The sequence below is a fragment of the Stenotrophomonas maltophilia genome, from assembly GCF_004920835.1.
GTDB classification, from domain to species: Bacteria; Pseudomonadota; Gammaproteobacteria; order Xanthomonadales; family Xanthomonadaceae; genus Stenotrophomonas; species Stenotrophomonas maltophilia_AQ.
The window spans coordinates 39,479-54,893 of sequence record NZ_QFHO01000005.1; the positions used below are offsets into that span (position 1 = coordinate 39,479).

General features: G+C 66.9%; 13 protein-coding genes. 8 read left to right on the forward strand and 5 right to left on the reverse strand.

The genetic code is table 11. The features are described 5' to 3' along the window. Window positions 1-2 precede the first annotated feature (2 nt). From DI041_RS05605 to hemC, 3 genes are all read left to right on the forward strand, one after another. Entirely contained in the window at window positions 3-1,046 is a 1,044-nt protein-coding gene (locus DI041_RS05605) for a sensor histidine kinase (protein ID WP_211195189.1), read from the forward strand. A 10-nt stretch (window positions 1,047-1,056) separates the two neighbouring features. After that, window positions 1,057-1,788, forward strand: a complete 732-nt coding sequence (locus DI041_RS05610; protein ID WP_046984806.1) for a LytR/AlgR family response regulator transcription factor — start codon at window positions 1,057-1,059, stop codon at window positions 1,786-1,788. A 571-nt stretch (window positions 1,789-2,359) separates the two neighbouring features. Continuing rightward, entirely contained in the window at window positions 2,360-3,271 is a 912-nt protein-coding gene (hemC, locus tag DI041_RS05615; RefSeq protein WP_136639056.1) for a hydroxymethylbilane synthase, read from the forward strand. Window positions 3,272-3,386: 115 nt separating this feature from the next. On the opposite strand, the gene DI041_RS05620 is transcribed toward hemC, so the two are convergent. Next, window positions 3,387-4,163 carry a DUF481 domain-containing protein gene (locus DI041_RS05620; RefSeq protein ID WP_046987542.1) on the reverse strand — a complete coding sequence of 259 codons (777 nt, stop codon included), beginning with the start codon at window positions 4,161-4,163 and terminating at the stop codon, window positions 3,387-3,389. 107 nt (window positions 4,164-4,270) lie between these two features. Beyond that, complete coding sequence (locus DI041_RS05625) at window positions 4,271-4,873, reverse strand: LolA family protein (protein ID WP_046987543.1); 603 nt, start codon at window positions 4,871-4,873, stop codon at window positions 4,271-4,273. A gap of 81 nt (window positions 4,874-4,954) precedes the next feature. Here DI041_RS05625 and DI041_RS05630 point away from each other — a divergent pair, with 81 nt between their 5' ends. Both DI041_RS05630 and DI041_RS05635 read left to right on the forward strand, forming a co-directional pair. Next, window positions 4,955-5,926, forward strand: a complete 972-nt coding sequence (locus DI041_RS05630) for a helix-turn-helix transcriptional regulator (RefSeq protein WP_046987544.1) — start codon at window positions 4,955-4,957, stop codon at window positions 5,924-5,926. Window positions 5,927-5,952: 26 nt separating this feature from the next. Continuing rightward, the gene (locus tag DI041_RS05635; protein ID WP_046987545.1) at window positions 5,953-6,747 is read left to right on the forward strand and encodes a MetQ/NlpA family ABC transporter substrate-binding protein; all 795 of its coding nucleotides are present in this window, start codon (window positions 5,953-5,955) and stop codon (window positions 6,745-6,747) included. A gap of 106 nt (window positions 6,748-6,853) precedes the next feature. Here the strand turns inward: DI041_RS05635 and glpK are convergent, their stop codons facing one another. The 3 genes from glpK to DI041_RS05650 form a co-directional block, all read right to left on the reverse strand. After that, window positions 6,854-8,353: a glycerol kinase GlpK gene (gene glpK / locus DI041_RS05640; protein ID WP_136639055.1), complete on the reverse strand. Its 1,500-nt coding sequence runs from the start codon at window positions 8,351-8,353 to the stop codon at window positions 6,854-6,856. A gap of 78 nt (window positions 8,354-8,431) precedes the next feature. After that, complete coding sequence (glpD, locus tag DI041_RS05645; protein ID WP_136639054.1) at window positions 8,432-9,913, reverse strand: glycerol-3-phosphate dehydrogenase; 1,482 nt, start codon at window positions 9,911-9,913, stop codon at window positions 8,432-8,434. A gap of 188 nt (window positions 9,914-10,101) precedes the next feature. Beyond that, entirely contained in the window at window positions 10,102-10,737 is a 636-nt protein-coding gene (locus DI041_RS05650) for an OmpW/AlkL family protein (RefSeq protein WP_136639053.1), read from the reverse strand. Window positions 10,738-10,923: 186 nt separating this feature from the next. On the opposite strand from DI041_RS05650, the gene DI041_RS05655 reads away from it, so the two are divergent. The 3 genes from DI041_RS05655 (at window position 10,924) to lpdA (ending at window position 15,236) form a co-directional block, all read left to right on the forward strand. Further along, on the forward strand, window positions 10,924-11,439 hold the full coding sequence (locus tag DI041_RS05655; protein WP_136639052.1) for a DNA-deoxyinosine glycosylase: 516 nt from the start codon (window positions 10,924-10,926) through the stop codon (window positions 11,437-11,439). Between the two features lie 167 nt (window positions 11,440-11,606). After that, window positions 11,607-13,319: a dihydrolipoyllysine-residue acetyltransferase gene (gene aceF, locus DI041_RS05660; protein WP_136639051.1), complete on the forward strand. Its 1,713-nt coding sequence runs from the start codon at window positions 11,607-11,609 to the stop codon at window positions 13,317-13,319. A gap of 108 nt (window positions 13,320-13,427) precedes the next feature. Then, window positions 13,428-15,236, forward strand: a complete 1,809-nt coding sequence (gene lpdA / locus DI041_RS05665) for a dihydrolipoyl dehydrogenase (RefSeq protein WP_046984970.1) — start codon at window positions 13,428-13,430, stop codon at window positions 15,234-15,236. Window positions 15,237-15,415 lie beyond the last annotated feature (179 nt).

Genomic DNA, 15,415 nt, shown 5'->3' on the forward strand with positions numbered 1-15,415 from the left:
CCATGCCCCCGGCCAGCACACCGCCGTGGATGCCGGAACTGTGCCGCCTGCCACGGCTGGCGGCGATGCTCGGCCTGGCCGAGCTGGTCGTGGTGGTGCTGGCCCTGGCGCCCGACGGCAGCCGCCACTGGACCTTTGGCGAACTGCTGTCGGCCAGTGGCTTTGCGCTGTGGCTGGCGCTGGCGGTGACCGCCAGCCTGTGCCTGCTGCGGCAAGCGCTGTCGAAGCTGCCGCAGATGCTGGGCGCGGCCGCGGCGATTGCGTTGGCGGCGCTGATCGCGGTGGTCTGCGCCGGCATCGTCCACGCCCTGTATGCGGTGCTGGGGGACAACTTCGCCAGCGGCATCAGCTTCTGGCGCTTCACCCTCGGCAGTGCCGCAACCACCGCACTTATCACCGCACTGGCCCTGCGCTACTTCTATGTGAGTGATCGCTGGGCCGCACAGGTGCAGGCCAACGCGCGCGCGCAGGCCGATGCGCTGCAGGCACGGATCCGCCCGCATTTCCTGTTCAACAGCATGAACCTGATCGCCAGCCTGCTGCATCGCGACCCGGCAGTGGCCGAGCGCGCGGTGCTCGACCTGTCCGATCTGTTCCGCGCAGCCTTGGGTGCGGGCGAGGGCGATTCCACCCTGCGCGACGAATGCGAGCTGGCCGAGCGCTACCTGTCGATCGAATCGCTGCGCCTGGGCGAACGCCTGCAGGTGCGCTGGCAGCGCGACGAACCGCTGCCATGGGACCTGCCATTGCCGAGGCTGGTACTGCAGCCACTGGTGGAGAATGCCGTGCTGCACGGCATCTCGCGCCTGCCCGGGGGCGGCACCATCGAACTGCAGCTCGTCCGCGAGGGCAATGAGCTGCAGATCCGCGTACGCAATCCGGCGCCCGATCCGCAGGCCCCGGGGCTGGCCCTGGCGCGGGGCGCGGGTCATGCCCAGCACAACATCGGCCATCGCCTGGCCTGGCGCTTCGGCAGCACCGCGCGGATGACGGCCGGCTGGAGCGAGGGCTACTATGCCTGCCAGGTGACAGTGCCGATCCAGTGAGGGGACGATCGTGAGGGTAGTCATCGCCGATGACGAACCGCTGGCACGCGAGCGGCTGCGCAGCTTGCTGGCAGCGCAGGAAGGCGTGGATGTAGTGGCCGAGGCCGGCAACGGCGAGCAGGCCCTGCACGCGTGCGCGGAACTACAACCTGACCTGGTCCTGCTGGATATCGCGATGCCCGGACTGGATGGCCTGGAAGCCGCCCGCCACCTGGCCAGCTTCGAGCCGCGTCCGGCGGTGGTGTTCTGCACCGCCTACGACGCGCATGCGCTGTCGGCGTTCGAGGCGGCCGCGATTGATTACCTGATGAAGCCGGTACGTGCCGAGCGGTTGGCGGCAGCGATCGCACGTGCACGCACGTTCCTGGCCGGCCGTGACGGCCAGCCGCAGGACCACCGCGGGCAGCAGGCCCGCAGCATGTTGTGCGCGCGCCTGCGCGGCAGCCTGCGCCTGATTCCGCTGGACGACATCCATTACCTGCAGGCCGAAGAGAAGTACGTGGTGGTGCACCACGCGCGCGGCGAGGATCTGATCGAGGAGTCGTTGAAGTCGCTGGAAGAAGAGTTCGCCAGCCGCTTCATCCGCATCCATCGCAACTGCCTGGTGGCGCGCCACGAACTGGTCGAGCTGCGCCGTGGCACGGGTGGGCAGGTGCAGGCGGTGCTGCGGCATGGCAAGCAACCGCTGGAAGTCAGCCGCCGCTGCGTGGCGACACTGAAGCAGGAACTGCGGCATCTGTAGGTTTTCCGCGCGGCCTGCGGCCGCGACTGCTTCGAAATCAACAGCAACAGCAACAGCAACAGCGGGTTGGTCGGCTCTGTATTGCTGCGCGTATGGCGCAACGGTGTGGACATGCAGGGGACGCCGTGAACCCATCCATGGGGGCTTGGTCGCCGCATCCATGCGGCTCACACCCCTGCATGCCCACACCGTTCCGCCTTCGACAGATTTCAGCGTCGGACGGCAAAGGCATTGTTGTTATCGGGCGGGGAAAGAGGGGTCAGATCCCTTTTCCTGCGGAAAACGGATCTGACCCCGGACGCCGCCGGCTGTTGCTTCTGCTTCTGCTCTTTCTTTTTTCTTTTGATCTTCCGTGGCTGACGCACACGGAAACTGTCAGAGGCCGGGCGGGGTGGGTGCGCGGGGGTGTCCGCGGCATGGATGCCGCGGCCAAGCCCCCAAGGATGGGTTTACGGCGTCCCCCGCGCACCCACCCCGCCCGGCCAAGCACAGCTGTTGCTTGCACGACCACACCAGCCACGAGGGGCTCCGCCGTTGGCCGTATCCCGCCGATAGGCGCGATAATGACCGGATGGAAACCGTCCGCATCGCCACCCGCAAGAGCCCGCTCGCCCTCTGGCAGAGCGAACACGTCGCCGACCGCCTGCGCCAGGCACATCCCGATCTGCACGTGGAACTGGTGCCGATGAGCACCCGCGGCGATGAAGTGCTTGACCGCTCGCTGGCGGCCATCGGTGGCAAGGGCCTGTTCCTCAAGGAACTGGAACTGGCCATGCTGCGTGGCGAGGCCGACTGCGCGGTGCACTCGTTGAAGGATGTGCCGATGGAACTGGATGCGCCGTTCGCGCTGCCGGCGATGCTGACTCGCCACGATCCGGCCGATGGCTTTGTTTCCAACTTGTATGCCTCGCTGGATGCGCTGCCGATCGGTGCGCGCGTCGGCACATCGTCGCTGCGTCGGCAGGCGCAGCTGCGCGCGCTGCGACCGGACCTGCAGCTGCTGGACCTGCGCGGCAACGTCAACACCCGCCTGGCCAAGCTCGACAACGGCGGCTACGACGCCATCGTGCTTGCGGTGGCCGGGCTGGAGCGGCTGGGGCTGGGCGAGCGCATCGTCGCCCGCCTGCAACCGCCGCAGTGGCTGCCGGCACCGGCACAGGGCGCGGTTGCGGTGGAATGTGATGGCAGCAATGCGCGCTTGATGGCGCTGTTCGCCGGCCTGGATGACGCGGCTACCCGTGCCTGCGTCGAGGCCGAGCGGGCGATGAACCGTGCGCTGCATGGCAGCTGCCACGTGCCGGTAGCGGCGATCGCGCAGTGGCAGGGGCAGGATCTGCACCTGCAGGGGCTGGTCGGCAGTGCCAGTGATGGCCGCGCGGTGCGCGCCGAGGCGATCGGCCCGGCCAGTGACCCGGAAGCACTGGGCCAGCGCGTGGCGAAGATGCTGCTGGATGCCGGTGCCGGCGAACTGCTGAACGTCTGAGGCATCGCAGGTAGTGCCGGCCGCTGGCCGGCAACCTCGTGCCCCGATTGAATGAAGTTGCCGGCCAGCGGCCGGCACTACCGAAAGAAGAACGGGCGCCTTTGGCGCCCGTTTCTTATTTGAATTTGTAGACCACGTTCATCGTGGTCAGCGTATCGGTCTTGCGCTTGTCTTCGGCCACGTCACTGTTGTAACGCGCCTGCCAGCCGGCCTTCAGCGCCAGGTGCTCGTTCATGCTGACCGAGACGCCGAAGTCGTTCTGGCCGAAGGTGTTGTACGAACCCGATTCGACCAGGAGGGTGTTGACCAGGTCGGTGTTGTCGGTCAGCGAGTACTTCAGGTCGAACAGGCCACGACCAATCATGCCGGTGCGGGTGCGGTCGTCTTCGGTGCTGTGGGTGCGGCGCACACCGGGGCCGATCTGCGCGTCGAACGAGAAACGCTCGGTGTTCCACAGGCGGGTGCCGTAACCCAGGCCGAACGAGCTCTGGCGGTCGTAGGTGGCGAAGTCGTCACGCTCGGTACGTACCGTCGCGGTCAGCTGGCGGTGCTCGCCCAGCTGCAGCGCGCTGCCGGCACTGCCGGTGTAGCGGTTGGCGGTGGTGTTGTTGCGGCGGGTGGTGGTGCCGTCGTCGTTGGTCTCGGTCACCTTGGAGCTGGAGCGCAGGCCGAACAGGTCCATGCTGTGCACCCAGTCGCCGTCGGTGTAGCGCAGGCGCAGGCGACCGTTGAAGCTCTCGGTGCTGCTGTTGCCGCGTGCCGAGGCGAAGCCGAGCTCGCCGCCGCTGCCGCTCCACGGCGAAGACATCGCCGCCAGTTCGGAGGCGTCCTGCGCATACGCAAGCGGCGCGCACAGCAGCAGGGGGATCAGCAGGGACACACGCAGGGACATCGGGGCTTCTCCGAAGCGGTTGACAGCCGGTGATGATACTGGAAGCGTGATGGCGGTCCGAATCGATCCAAAACGCGCTTCAGGAAACGTTCCTGCCGCCAGCCCATTCAGGGTAGATCGACGCGCAATGCCGGGTCGTTGAAGCGCGAATAGCGCAGGCGCAGCTGGAAGCTGCGGCCGTTGCTGCTGCCACTGCGTACGATCTGCCGAGGCAGGCCCTGCGCGTCCACCCAGTACTCCATGCGTTCGCCGGGCTGGGCGCCGCGCAACCGGTAGTGGCGGGTTTCGACCCCATCCAGGGACTGGCTGCCGAGGTCTTCGGCCCGCAGGTCGGCGGGCAGGGCATCGGCCGGCAGCGGGTTGCGCCATTGCTCAAGCAGGCCCGGCGGGGTCGGGACCTGGCGGACCCCGCCGTCGGCCTGCAGGAACATGGTGTCGCCGATGATCGTCTGCGGTCCGGCCGCGGTCTGCAGCCGGAATCGATCGGGGGCGACGAAGTCCATGGCGCTGCGCACAGGTTCCGGCGCACCCAGCACCTCCAGCTCGGCATGGAAGCTGCGCAGGGTGGCGAAGCGTTGGCTGGCCGCCAGCACTGCCTGCGCCGGATCGGCGGCAGGGACGGCGGCCTCAGTGCCGGCCGGAGCCGGTGCGCGATCACAGGCGGCCAGCAGCAGGCAGGCCAGCAGGGGCAGGGCAGGCAACCGGCGCATCGGGTGTTCCATGGGGCGGGGGGCGCCCACGATAGCCCAAACGTCCCACACAAGACCCGCGACTCGGACATAATCGGGGGTATGGACCGATACGAACGCATCACCGCCCTGCATCGTCTGCTCAAGTCCGCGCGCTATCCGGTGACGGTGGCGACCCTGCAGGACAAGCTCGGTTGTTCCCGCGCCACCGTCTACCGCGACCTGGCCTTCCTGCGCGATGCGCTGATGGCACCGATCGAGGGCGACGGCGAGGCCGGCTTCCGTTACCAGGCCGACGAGAGTGACCGCTTCGAGCTGCCCGGCCTGTGGCTGAGCTCGGAGGAGCTGCACGCCCTGCTGGCCTCGCAGCACCTGCTGGCACGGACCGGCGGCGGCGTGCTGTCCTCGGTGCTGGCACCGCTGCAACAGCGCATCGAGAGCCTGCTGGCGGCCCAGGCCGGCGTCTCCAACTGGCCGGTGGACCGTGTGCGGGTGATCCCGCACCGTGGCCGCAAGTTCGACGAGGGCAGCTTCCGCAGCGTGGCCTCGGCCGTGCTGGAGCGCCGCCAGCTGGCGTTCGAGTACCGCGCACGCTCCACCGACGAGCCGACCAAGCGCACGGTCTCGCCGCAGCGCCTGACCCATTACCGTGACAACTGGTACCTGGATGCCTGGGACCACGACCGCGAGGCCCTGCGCAGTTTCGCCGTGGACCGCATCCACAAGGCGCGGGTGGTCGACAGCACCGCCCGCGACGTGGCCGACAGCGAGCTCGACGAACAGCTGGGCGCCAGCTACGGCATCTTCTCCGGTGCACCGAAGGGCTGGGCGACCATCCTGTTCAGCGCCAAGGCCGCGCGCTGGGTGGCCGACGAACACTGGCACTCCAAGCAGCAGGGCCGTTTCCTGGCCGACGGCCGCTACGAACTGAAGGTACCGTACAGCGTCTCCCGCGAACTGCTGATGGACGTGCTGCACTACGGCTCGGATGCCGAGATCGTCGAACCGGTGATGCTGCGCGAGCAGGCCAAGGCGCTGCTTGAGCTTGCCCTGAGCAACTACGACAACTCCTGACCCTCCCCCCGAGAACCCTTTCGCCCATGAAGAAGACCCTGTTGCTGCCCCTGCTCGCCGCTGCGTTGGCCCTGACCGCCTGCGGCAAGTCCGGCGAGCCCTCGCAGAAGCTGGTGGTGGCCGCCACGGCCGTGCCGCATGCCGAGATCCTGGAAGTGGTCAAGCCGATCCTCAAGCAGGAAGGCGTGGACCTGGATGTGCGCGTGTTCAATGACTACGTGCAGCCCAACGATCAGCTGGTGCAGAAGCAGGTGGATGCCAACTACTTCCAGACCGAGCCGTACCTGGATGCGTACAACCGCGATCGCAAGAGCGATCTGGTGAAGGTGATCGGCGTGCACATCGAGCCGTTCGGCGCGTACTCGCGCAAGATCAAGTCGCTGGCCGAGCTGCGCGAAGGCGCCGACGTGGTGATCCCGAACGACCCGAGCAACAACAGCCGCGCGCTGATCCTGCTGCACAAGGCCGGTGTGATCGAGCTGAAGGACCCGACCAACGCGCTGTCGACCCAGCGCGACATTGCTGCCAACCCGAAGAAGCTGAAGTTCCGCGAGCTGGATTCGGCGATGCTGCCGCGCGTGCTGGACCAGGTCGATCTGGCCCTGATCAACACCAACTACGCGCTGGATGCCGGCCTCAACCCGACCAGGGATGCACTGGCGATCGAGAGCAAGGATTCGCCGTACGTGAACTTCCTGGTCGCACGCCCGGACAACAAGGACGATGCCCGCGTGCAGAAGCTGGCCAAGGCCCTGACCAGCCCGCAGGTGAAGGCCTTCATCGAGACCAAGTACAAGGGCGCGGTGCTGCCGGCGTTCTGACCGGCGCCGCGGACGTTCTGGCCATGCGGTAGTGCCGGCCGCTGGCCGGCAATCTGCAAATGCTGCCAAGGATCATGGGGTTGCCGGCCAGCGGCCGGCACTACCGTCAGTCGACGTGGAAGGCGAGGGTGGCAGCCACCGCCTGTTGCCACCCCGCATACAGCTTCTCGCGCCGGGCCACCTCCATCTGCGGCTCGAAGCGCCGGTCCAGGCCCCACTGCGCGGCGATCTGCTCGCGGCTTGACCAGAAGCCCACGGCCAGCCCGGCCAGATAGGCCGCGCCCAGTGCGGTGGTTTCGGTCAGCCGAGGCCGCAGCAGCGGTACGCCGAGGATGTCGGCCTGGAATCCGGCCAGGAAGTCATTGCCGATCGCACCGCCGTCGGCGCGCAGTTCGGTCAGCGCGATGCCGGCATCGGACTGCATCGCATCAAGCACGTCGCGGGTCTGGTAGGCCATGGCCTCCAGTGCCGCGCGCACGAAGTGGGCCTTGCGGGTGCCACGGGTCAGGCCGAACATCGCCCCGCGTACGTCACTGCGCCAGTAGGGCGCGCCCAGGCCGACGAAAGCCGGCACCAGGTACACGCCACCACTATCGGGAACCTGCGCGGCCAGCGCCTGGCTGTCGCTGGCGCGCTCGATCATGCGCAGTCCATCGCGCAACCACTGCACCACGGAACCGGCGACGAAGATCGACCCCTCCAACGCGTACTCCACGCGCCCGTCCAGGCCCCAGGCGATGGTGGTCAGCAGGCCATTGCGCGAGCGCACCGCCTGCGCGCCGGTATGCATCAGCATGAAGCAGCCGGTGCCATAGGTATTCTTGACCATGCCCGGCTGGAAACAGGCCTGGCCGAACAGCGCTGCCTGCTGGTCACCGGCGATGCCGGCGATCGGAATCGGATGGTCGAAGAAGAACTGCGGCCGGGTGTGCGCGTATACCGAACTGGAGTCGCGTACCTGCGGCAGCATCGCGCGCGGGATGTCCAGCAGCGCCAGCAGGTCGTCGTCCCAGTCCAGCGTGTGGATGTTGAACAGCAGGGTGCGCGCGGCATTGCTGTAGTCGGTCACGTGCGCCTGGCCACCACTCAGGTTCCACACCAGCCAGCTGTCGATGGTGCCGAACAGCAGCTCGCTGCGTTCGGCGCGTTGCTGCGCGCCCTCCACATGGTCGAGGATCCAACGGATCTTGGTGGCCGAGAAATAGGCATCGATCAACAGGCCGGTACGCTCGCGAACCAGCGCTTCATGGCCTTCGGACTTCAACCGTTCGCAGATGGCGTGGCTCTGCCGCGACTGCCAGACGATGGCATTGTGGATCGGCTGGCCGGTCGAGCGGTCCCAGACCACGGTGGTTTCGCGCTGGTTGGTGATGCCCAGTGCGGCGATGTGGCGCGGGTCGATCTGCCCGCGGCTGAGCAGTTCGGTCAGCGTGGCATAGACACTGGTGAGGATCTCGCGGGGGTCATGCTCGACCCAGCCCGGCTGCGGGAAAATCTGCGCGAACTCGCGTTGCGCGCTGCCGACGATGTCGCCGGCATGGTCGAACAGGATCGCGCGCGAACTGGTGGTGCCCTGGTCGATGGCCAGCACGTAGCGGGGCGTCATGCAGCGTCTCCGGTAGCGACGGTGTTGGTAGAGTCGAGCTTGCTCGACTGCTTTCATGTCAGTCGAGCAAGCTCGACTCTACCGTCTATCGATCCATTCCTGCAGCCGTGCCACCTGCGCGGTAACCAGCCGCAGGCCCAGCTTGCTCCGCCGCCACAGCACGTCCTCGGCACTGCGCGCCCACTCGTGCTCGCACAGGAACGCCACCTCGCGCGCATGCAGTCCAGCGCCGAACGCATCGCCCAGATCGGCCATGCTCTGTGCGCCTTCCAGCAACGCCAGGCTTCGGCTGCCGTAGGCTTCGGCCCAGCGCCGCGCGATGTCCGCTGGCAACCACGGCGCCAAAGCCAGCAAGCGTGAGCACGCCTGAGCGGCGTCGCCCCAGTTACTGCCCGGCAGTGGTTCTCCCGTTGCCGTCCATGCCGCTCCCATCTGCGACAGGGCGGGGCGCAGCAGCTCCAGCGCTTCCTCGGCCAGCACCCGATAGGTTGTCAGTTTCCCGCCCAGCACGTGCAGCGCCGGTGCCGGATCCACCTGCAGCTGCAGGCGGTAGTCGCGGCTCAGCCTTGCCGCGCGCGGGTCGGGGTCGGCCAGCAGCGGACGCACCCCGGCGAACTGCCAGACCACATCTGTCGCGCTGATCGGTTCGCGCAGATAGCGGTTGGCGGCCTCGCACAGGTAGGCGACCTCCGAAGGCAGCACGCTGCAGCGTGCCGGGTCGCCGCGGTAGTCGGTGTCGGTGGTGCCAACCAGCAGGTGTTCGTGGGCGAACGGCAGCAGGAACACTACGCGGCCATCGGGTTGCTGCAGCAGGCAGGCACTGTCGTCAGGCCAGGCGCGGCGCAGCACGATGTGGCTGCCCTGCACCAGGCGCAGGGCAGGGCCGGCGCTGCGCGGCTGCATCCGATCCAACAGGCCGCCTGCCCACGGACCGGCGGCATTGACCACGGCACGGGCGATCACCGCCTGCTGCTGGCCGTCGGCTGTTTCCAGCGTCACGTGCCAGCGGCCCTGTTCGGCGCGCAGGTCGACGCAGCGGCTGTGGACCCGTACCTGTGCACCACGTTGCGCGGCATCCCGCGCGTTGAGGATGACCAGACGCGCATCATCGACCTGTGCGTCGGCATAGCTGAACGCCTGTCGCAGCGATGGCGAGAGCTGTGCACCCAGCGGGTCCTGGTGCAGATCCAGTGCACCCGATGCAGGGAAGGCGGGGCTGCGCGGCCCCAGGTGGTCGTACAGCCACAAGCCCGTGCGCAGCAGCCAGCGTGGGCGCAGGTGAGGTTCCCAGGGCAGCACGAAACGCAGCGGCCGGACCAGGTAAGGGGCCTGGCGGCGAACGACCTCGCGTTCGCCCAATGCCTTGCGTACCAGGCCGAACTCGCGCTGCTCCAGGTAGCGCAGGCCACCGTGGATCAGCTTGCTGCTGGCGCTGGAGGTATGCGCAGCAAGGTCATGCTGCTCGCACAGCAGCACGCGCAGGCCACGACCGCTGGCATCACGGGCGATGCCGGCACCGTTGATGCCGCCACCGATCACCAGCAGGTCGACTTCATGCATCGCGCCTCCGCATCCTGTTTGTGTGTAGAGCCGACTGTCAGTCGACTGCTTTTTCGATAGTCGAGCATGGACTCTGCTCTACAAGAGCAGTCGACTGACAGTCGACTCTACAGACAGCGGGTGACGGAAACGACGACGGGCCCCGAAGGGCCCGTCGCGTTACATCAGTGAAGCAGGTACAGCCTGGATCAGAAGCGGGCGCCGATGCCGAAGCCGACGGTCCACGGATCCATCTTGGCTTCGCCGATCTTCTCGCCGCCGATCTTCACGTCCGGGCGCGAGCGCATGTAGCGGGCGTCGGCACGGGCGAACCAGGTGGAGTTGATGTTCATGTCCACACCGACGGTGCCGATCACGCCCTTGGCATCCTTGAAGCGGATGTCGCTGTCAGCGCCGTTGCCCAGCTTCTCGTTGCTGAAGCTCGACTGGTAGTAGCCCACGCCCACGAACGGACGGAACACGTTGTCAGCCTGGCCGAAGTGGTACTGGCCGCTCAGCGCGATCGGCTGCTGCTCGACCGAGCCCAGGCGGGCGTTGTCCGGACCCTTGAACTTGTTGTCGAACTTGTCGGCAGCGCCCCACAGTTCAACGGCCCAGTTGTCGTTGATGTAGTAGCTGAAGCTGACGGTCGGCGCCGGGCCGCCATCGGTCTTCTTCACGCCGGTGATCGGATCGTTCTTTGGTTCCAGCAGCGAGATGCCGCCAACAACGGCAAAATGCTTGCCCGAAGCGGTATCGGTGGTGCTGCTGTCCTGGGCGAAAGCGGCCGGCGCGAACGCGGCGGAGGTCAGCAGGGCGAGACTCAGGATACGGATGGAGCGCATGGGGGTATCTCCTAATGTTTCTTGTTTTGGGCCCCCGGTTGCGGGGCGAGCACACCGTAGTCGCCCCAACATGAATCGAATCCGACGCGCGTTAAAAAATAGTTTTCCTTGTTCAGCGACTGGAGCGGAAAGCCTGTTTTCATGGGCTTTTCGGCCATCGGTGGCATTCATGCAGTTGGAGAAGATGTGAGCGAAGCAACGTTGTGCATCGGCCTGCAAGCGCAGGTGAACGTGGATTGCAGGGTGCTGCTGCTGGGCTCGATGCCCGGCGTTGCGTCATTGCAGGAGCAGCGCTACTACGCCCATCCGCGCAATCGTTTCTGGCCGTTGCTGGCCGATATCTGCGGCTTCGACGCAGGACTGGCCTACCAACAACGGCTGCAGGCACTGATGGCGGCAAAGGTCGGCCTGTGGGATGTGATTGGCCAGTGCGAGCGGCGCGGCAGCTTGGATGCCGACATCGTGCGTGGCACGGAAGTGCCCAATGCGCTGCCGGCACTGATCGCTTCGCTTCCTGAGCTGGAGCTGATCGGTTGCAACGGCGGTGCGTCGCTGCAGGCGTTCCAGCGCTGGGTGTTGCCCCGTCTGGAGGCCCCTCCGACGCTGCTGGCGCTGCCATCCACCAGCCCGGCCAATGCCGCGTGGTCGTTGCCGCGCCTGCGCCTGGCCTGGCAGCCGGTGGCCGACGCACTGGCGACATGAAGCGGACATCGTCCGGACAATACGCTACCGACTGGATGCAGCCGCAGCCCATGGGCAACAGCGTGTCCCGGCTGCGTGCGTACTGAAAACACCTGTAACGGTTGGCGCTGGCCCCCGCTGGCCGCACAATAGACGTTTCCCTACACCAGATTGCCGGAGTTATCCCCATGGCCGAAATCAAGGAAGCACTTGTCCCCGATATCGGTGACTACAGCGATATCCCGGTAATCGAGGTGCTTGTCGCCGTCGGCGACACGGTCAAGAAGGACCAGGGCCTGGTGACGCTGGAAAGCGACAAGGCCACCATGGAAGTGCCGTCGGCCGTCGCCGGCGTGGTCAAGGAGATCAAGGTCAAGGTCGGTGACACCCTGTCCGAAGGCAAGGTCGTGGCGCTGATCGAAGTGGCTGAAGGCGAGGCTGCCAAGCCGGCAGCTGCCGCCCCGGCACCGGCCAAGGCAGCGGCTCCGGCTGCCGCCACCCAGAGCGCACCGGCCCCCGCCGCTGCTGCGCCGGCTGCCCCGGCCGCCAGCGGTGGTGCGGTTGAAGCGCTGGTGCCGGATATCGGCGACTACTCCGGAATTCCGGTCATCGAAGTGCTGGTCGCCGTCGGCGACACGGTCAAGAAGGACCAGGGCCTGGTCACGCTGGAAAGCGACAAGGCCACCATGGAAGTGCCGTCTTCGGTGGCTGGCGTGGTCAAGGAGCTGAAGGTCAAGGTTGGCGACAATCTGTCGCAGGGCAATGTGGTCGCCATCATCGAGGCCGAGGGCGATGCTGCGCCGGCACCGAGCAATGCAGCGGCTGCCGCTGCTCCGGTTGCCGCAGAGACCGCCACCAAGGTGGAGCCGGTCGCCGTGCCGGCTCAGCCGGACAAGCTGGCTGCTCGCGAGATCGCCTCGGCGGGTACACCATCCAGCCCGCCGGTGCAGTTCAACGCCGATGGCGTGCTGCCGGCCAAGGTGCCGTATGCCACTCCGGCCGTGCGCGTGTTCGCTCGCGAGCTGGGCGTGGACCTGCTGCAGATCAATGGTACCGAGAAGGGTGGCCGCATCACCAAGGGTGACGTGCAGAAGTTCGTCAAGGCCGCGCTCAGCGGCGGCGTACCGGCGGCTGCCGGTGGTGCCGTTGCCGCCGGTGGCGGCCTGAACCTGCTGCCGTGGCCGAAGGTCGACTTCAGCAAGTTCGGCGACGTTGAAGTGCAGCCGCTGTCGCGCATCAAGAAGATTTCCGGCGCGAACCTGGCCCGCAACTGGGCCATGATTCCGCACGTCACCCAGTTCGAACAGGCCGACATCACCGACCTGGAAGGCCTGCGCGTGGCGCTGAACAAGGAAAACGAGAAGGCCGGCATCAAGCTGACCATGCTCGCCTTCCTGATCAAGGCCAGTGCCGCGGCGCTGAAGAAATTCCCGGAGTTCAACGCCTCGCTCGATGCCAGCGGCGAGAACCTGACCCTGAAGAAGTACTTCAACATCGGCTTTGCCGCCGACACTCCGAACGGCCTGGTCGTGCCGGTCATCCGCGACGTGGACAAGAAGGGCGTGGTGCAGATCGCGCAGGAAACCGGCGAACTGGCCAAGAAGGCGCGCGACGGCAAGCTGGGCCCGGCCGACATGAGCGGCGGCTGCTTCTCGATCAGCTCGCTGGGCGGCATCGGCGGCACCGCGTTCACCCCGATCGTCAATGCACCGGAAGTGGCCATCCTCGGCGTCTCCAAGTCGTCCATCCAGCCGGTCTGGAATGGCAAGGAGTTCGCACCGAAGCTGATGCTGCCGCTGTCGCTGAGCTACGACCACCGCGTCATCGATGGCGCCCTGGCCGCACGCTTCACCACGTACCTGTCGCAGGTACTGGCCGACATGCGCCGCGTGCTGCTGTAAGGCATCCGCTTCGCCCCCATCGTGCGGCCGCTGCCCCTGGCGCGGCCGCCTGTCGAAACGCAGTGACAGCCCGCCGGCCACGCCGGGCGGGCCCGAGGAAAACCCACCATGGCCACGATTGAAATCAAGGTTCCCGACATCGGCGATTACAGCGATGTACCGGTGATCGAAGTGCTGGTCGCCGTCGGCGACACGGTGAAGAAGGACCAGGGTCTGGTGACCCTGGAATCGGACAAGGCCACCCTGGAAGTGCCGTCCTCGGCTGCCGGCGTGGTCAAGGAAATCAAGGTCAAGCTCGGCGACACCCTGTCCGAAGGCGCCGTGGTCGTGGTGCTGGACGCTGAAGGTGCCGCCGAAGCCCCGGCCAAGGCTGCCGCGCCGGCCCCGGCAGCGGCCGCTCCGGCCAGCAAGCCGCCGGTGACCCCGTCGCACCGCGCCCCGGCTGAACCTGCTGCGCCGAAGCCGGCGCTGTCCAGCGGCAAGCAGGCCGACATCGAATGCGAAATGGTCGTGCTGGGCTCCGGCCCGGGCGGCTACACCGCCGCCTTCCGCGCCGCCGACGTCGGCCTGGATACGGTCCTGGTCGAGCGCTACGCCAGCCTCGGCGGTGTCTGCCTCAACGTGGGCTGCATCCCGTCCAAGGCCCTGCTGCACGCCGCAGCGGTCATCGACGAAGTGGCCCACGCCGGCGATTTCGGCGTCGAGTTCGGCAAGCCGACCATCACCCTGGACAAGCTGCGCCAGTACAAGGAAAAGGTCGTCAACCAGCTGACCAAGGGCCTGGCCGGCATGGCCAAGCAGCGCAAGGTCCGCAGCGTGCAGGGCGTTGGCAAGTTTGTCTCGGCCAACGAACTGGAAATCACCGCGGCTGACGGCAGCACCCAGCTGCTGCGCTTCCAGAAGTGCATCATCGCCGCCGGTTCGCAGGCGGTGAAGCTGCCGAACTTCCCGTGGGACGACAAGCGCGTGATGGACTCCACCGACGCGCTGGAACTGGCCGAAGTGCCGGGTTCGCTGCTGGTCGTCGGCGGCGGCATCATCGGCCTGGAAATGGCCACCGTGTACGGTGCGCTTGGCAGCAAGGTGACCGTGGTCGAGTTCATGGACCAGCTGATGCCGGGCGCCGACAAGGACCTGGTCAAGCCGCTGGCCGACCGCCTGAAGAAGCAGGGCATCGACGTGCACCTGAAGACCAAGGCCTCCGGCGTGACCGCCGATGCCAAGGGCATCACCGTCACCTTCGAAGCCGCCGAGGAAGGCCAGGCGCCTGCGCTGGCGCAGGGCACCTTCGACCGCGTGCTGGTGGCCGTGGGTCGCTCGCCGAACGGCAAGAAGATCGATGCCGAGAAGGCTGGCGTGCAGGTGACCGACCGCGGGTTCATCCCGGTCGACCGCCAGATGCGCACCAACGTGCCGCACATCTTTGCCATCGGCGACATCGTCGGCAACCCGATGCTGGCCCACAAGGCCACGCACGAGGGCAAGCTGGCCGCCGAAGTGGCTGCCGGCCACAAGAAGGAGTGGGTGGCCCGCGTGATTCCGTCGGTGGCTTACACCAACCCGGAAATCGCCTGGGTCGGCGTCACCGAGACCGAAGCCAAGGCCAAGGGCCTGAAGGTTGGCGTGGCCAAGTTCCCGTGGGCCGCCAGCGGCCGCGCGATCGGCATCGGTCGCACCGAGGGCTTCACCAAGCTGATCTTCGACGAGGAGACCCACCGCATCATCGGTGGTGCGATCGTCGGCGTGCATGCCGGTGACCTGCTGGCCGAGATCGGCCTGGCCATCGAGATGGGTGCCGAAGCCGAGGACATCGGCCACACCATCCATGCGCACCCGACGCTGAGCGAATCGGTGGCGATGGCCTCGGAAATCTACGACGGCACGATCACCGATCTGTACATGCCGAAGAAGAAGTAAGTCGTCCACGCCGTTCCGAACAAAAAGCCCCGGCCTCTGCCGGGGTTTTTTGTTGGTTGCAGGAATGTCTCCGGCTGTTGTCATCGCGAGGGTCCGGGCCACTGCGCGGGTGGCAGGCATTTCGACAAATGTCCCCCGTCGCCCGCCTGCGGCGGTCGCCTCCTCCTTTACTTTGTCTA

Bases quoted from the DNA above. Each gene is read 5' to 3' on its own strand.
- DI041_RS05625 (WP_046987543.1), bottom strand. From the start codon at position 4,873: ATGCGCCGGTTGCCTGCCCTGCCCCTGCTGGCCTGCCTGCTGCTGGCC.
- DI041_RS05620 (WP_046987542.1), bottom strand. From the start codon at position 4,163: ATGTCCCTGCGTGTGTCCCTGCTGATCCCCCTGCTGCTGTGCGCGCCG.
- glpD (WP_136639054.1), bottom strand. From the start codon at position 9,913: ATGCATGAAGTCGACCTGCTGGTGATCGGTGGCGGCATCAACGGTGCC.
- lpdA (WP_046984970.1), top strand. From the start codon at position 13,428: ATGGCCACGATTGAAATCAAGGTTCCCGACATCGGCGATTACAGCGAT.
- DI041_RS05650 (WP_136639053.1), bottom strand. From the start codon at position 10,737: ATGCGCTCCATCCGTATCCTGAGTCTCGCCCTGCTGACCTCCGCCGCG.
- DI041_RS05605 (WP_211195189.1), top strand. From the start codon at position 3: ATGCCCCCGGCCAGCACACCGCCGTGGATGCCGGAACTGTGCCGCCTG.
- glpK (WP_136639055.1), bottom strand. From the start codon at position 8,353: ATGACGCCCCGCTACGTGCTGGCCATCGACCAGGGCACCACCAGTTCG.
- DI041_RS05635 (WP_046987545.1), top strand. From the start codon at position 5,953: ATGAAGAAGACCCTGTTGCTGCCCCTGCTCGCCGCTGCGTTGGCCCTG.
- hemC (WP_136639056.1), top strand. From the start codon at position 2,360: ATGGAAACCGTCCGCATCGCCACCCGCAAGAGCCCGCTCGCCCTCTGG.
- DI041_RS05630 (WP_046987544.1), top strand. From the start codon at position 4,955: ATGGACCGATACGAACGCATCACCGCCCTGCATCGTCTGCTCAAGTCC.
- aceF (WP_136639051.1), top strand. From the start codon at position 11,607: ATGGCCGAAATCAAGGAAGCACTTGTCCCCGATATCGGTGACTACAGC.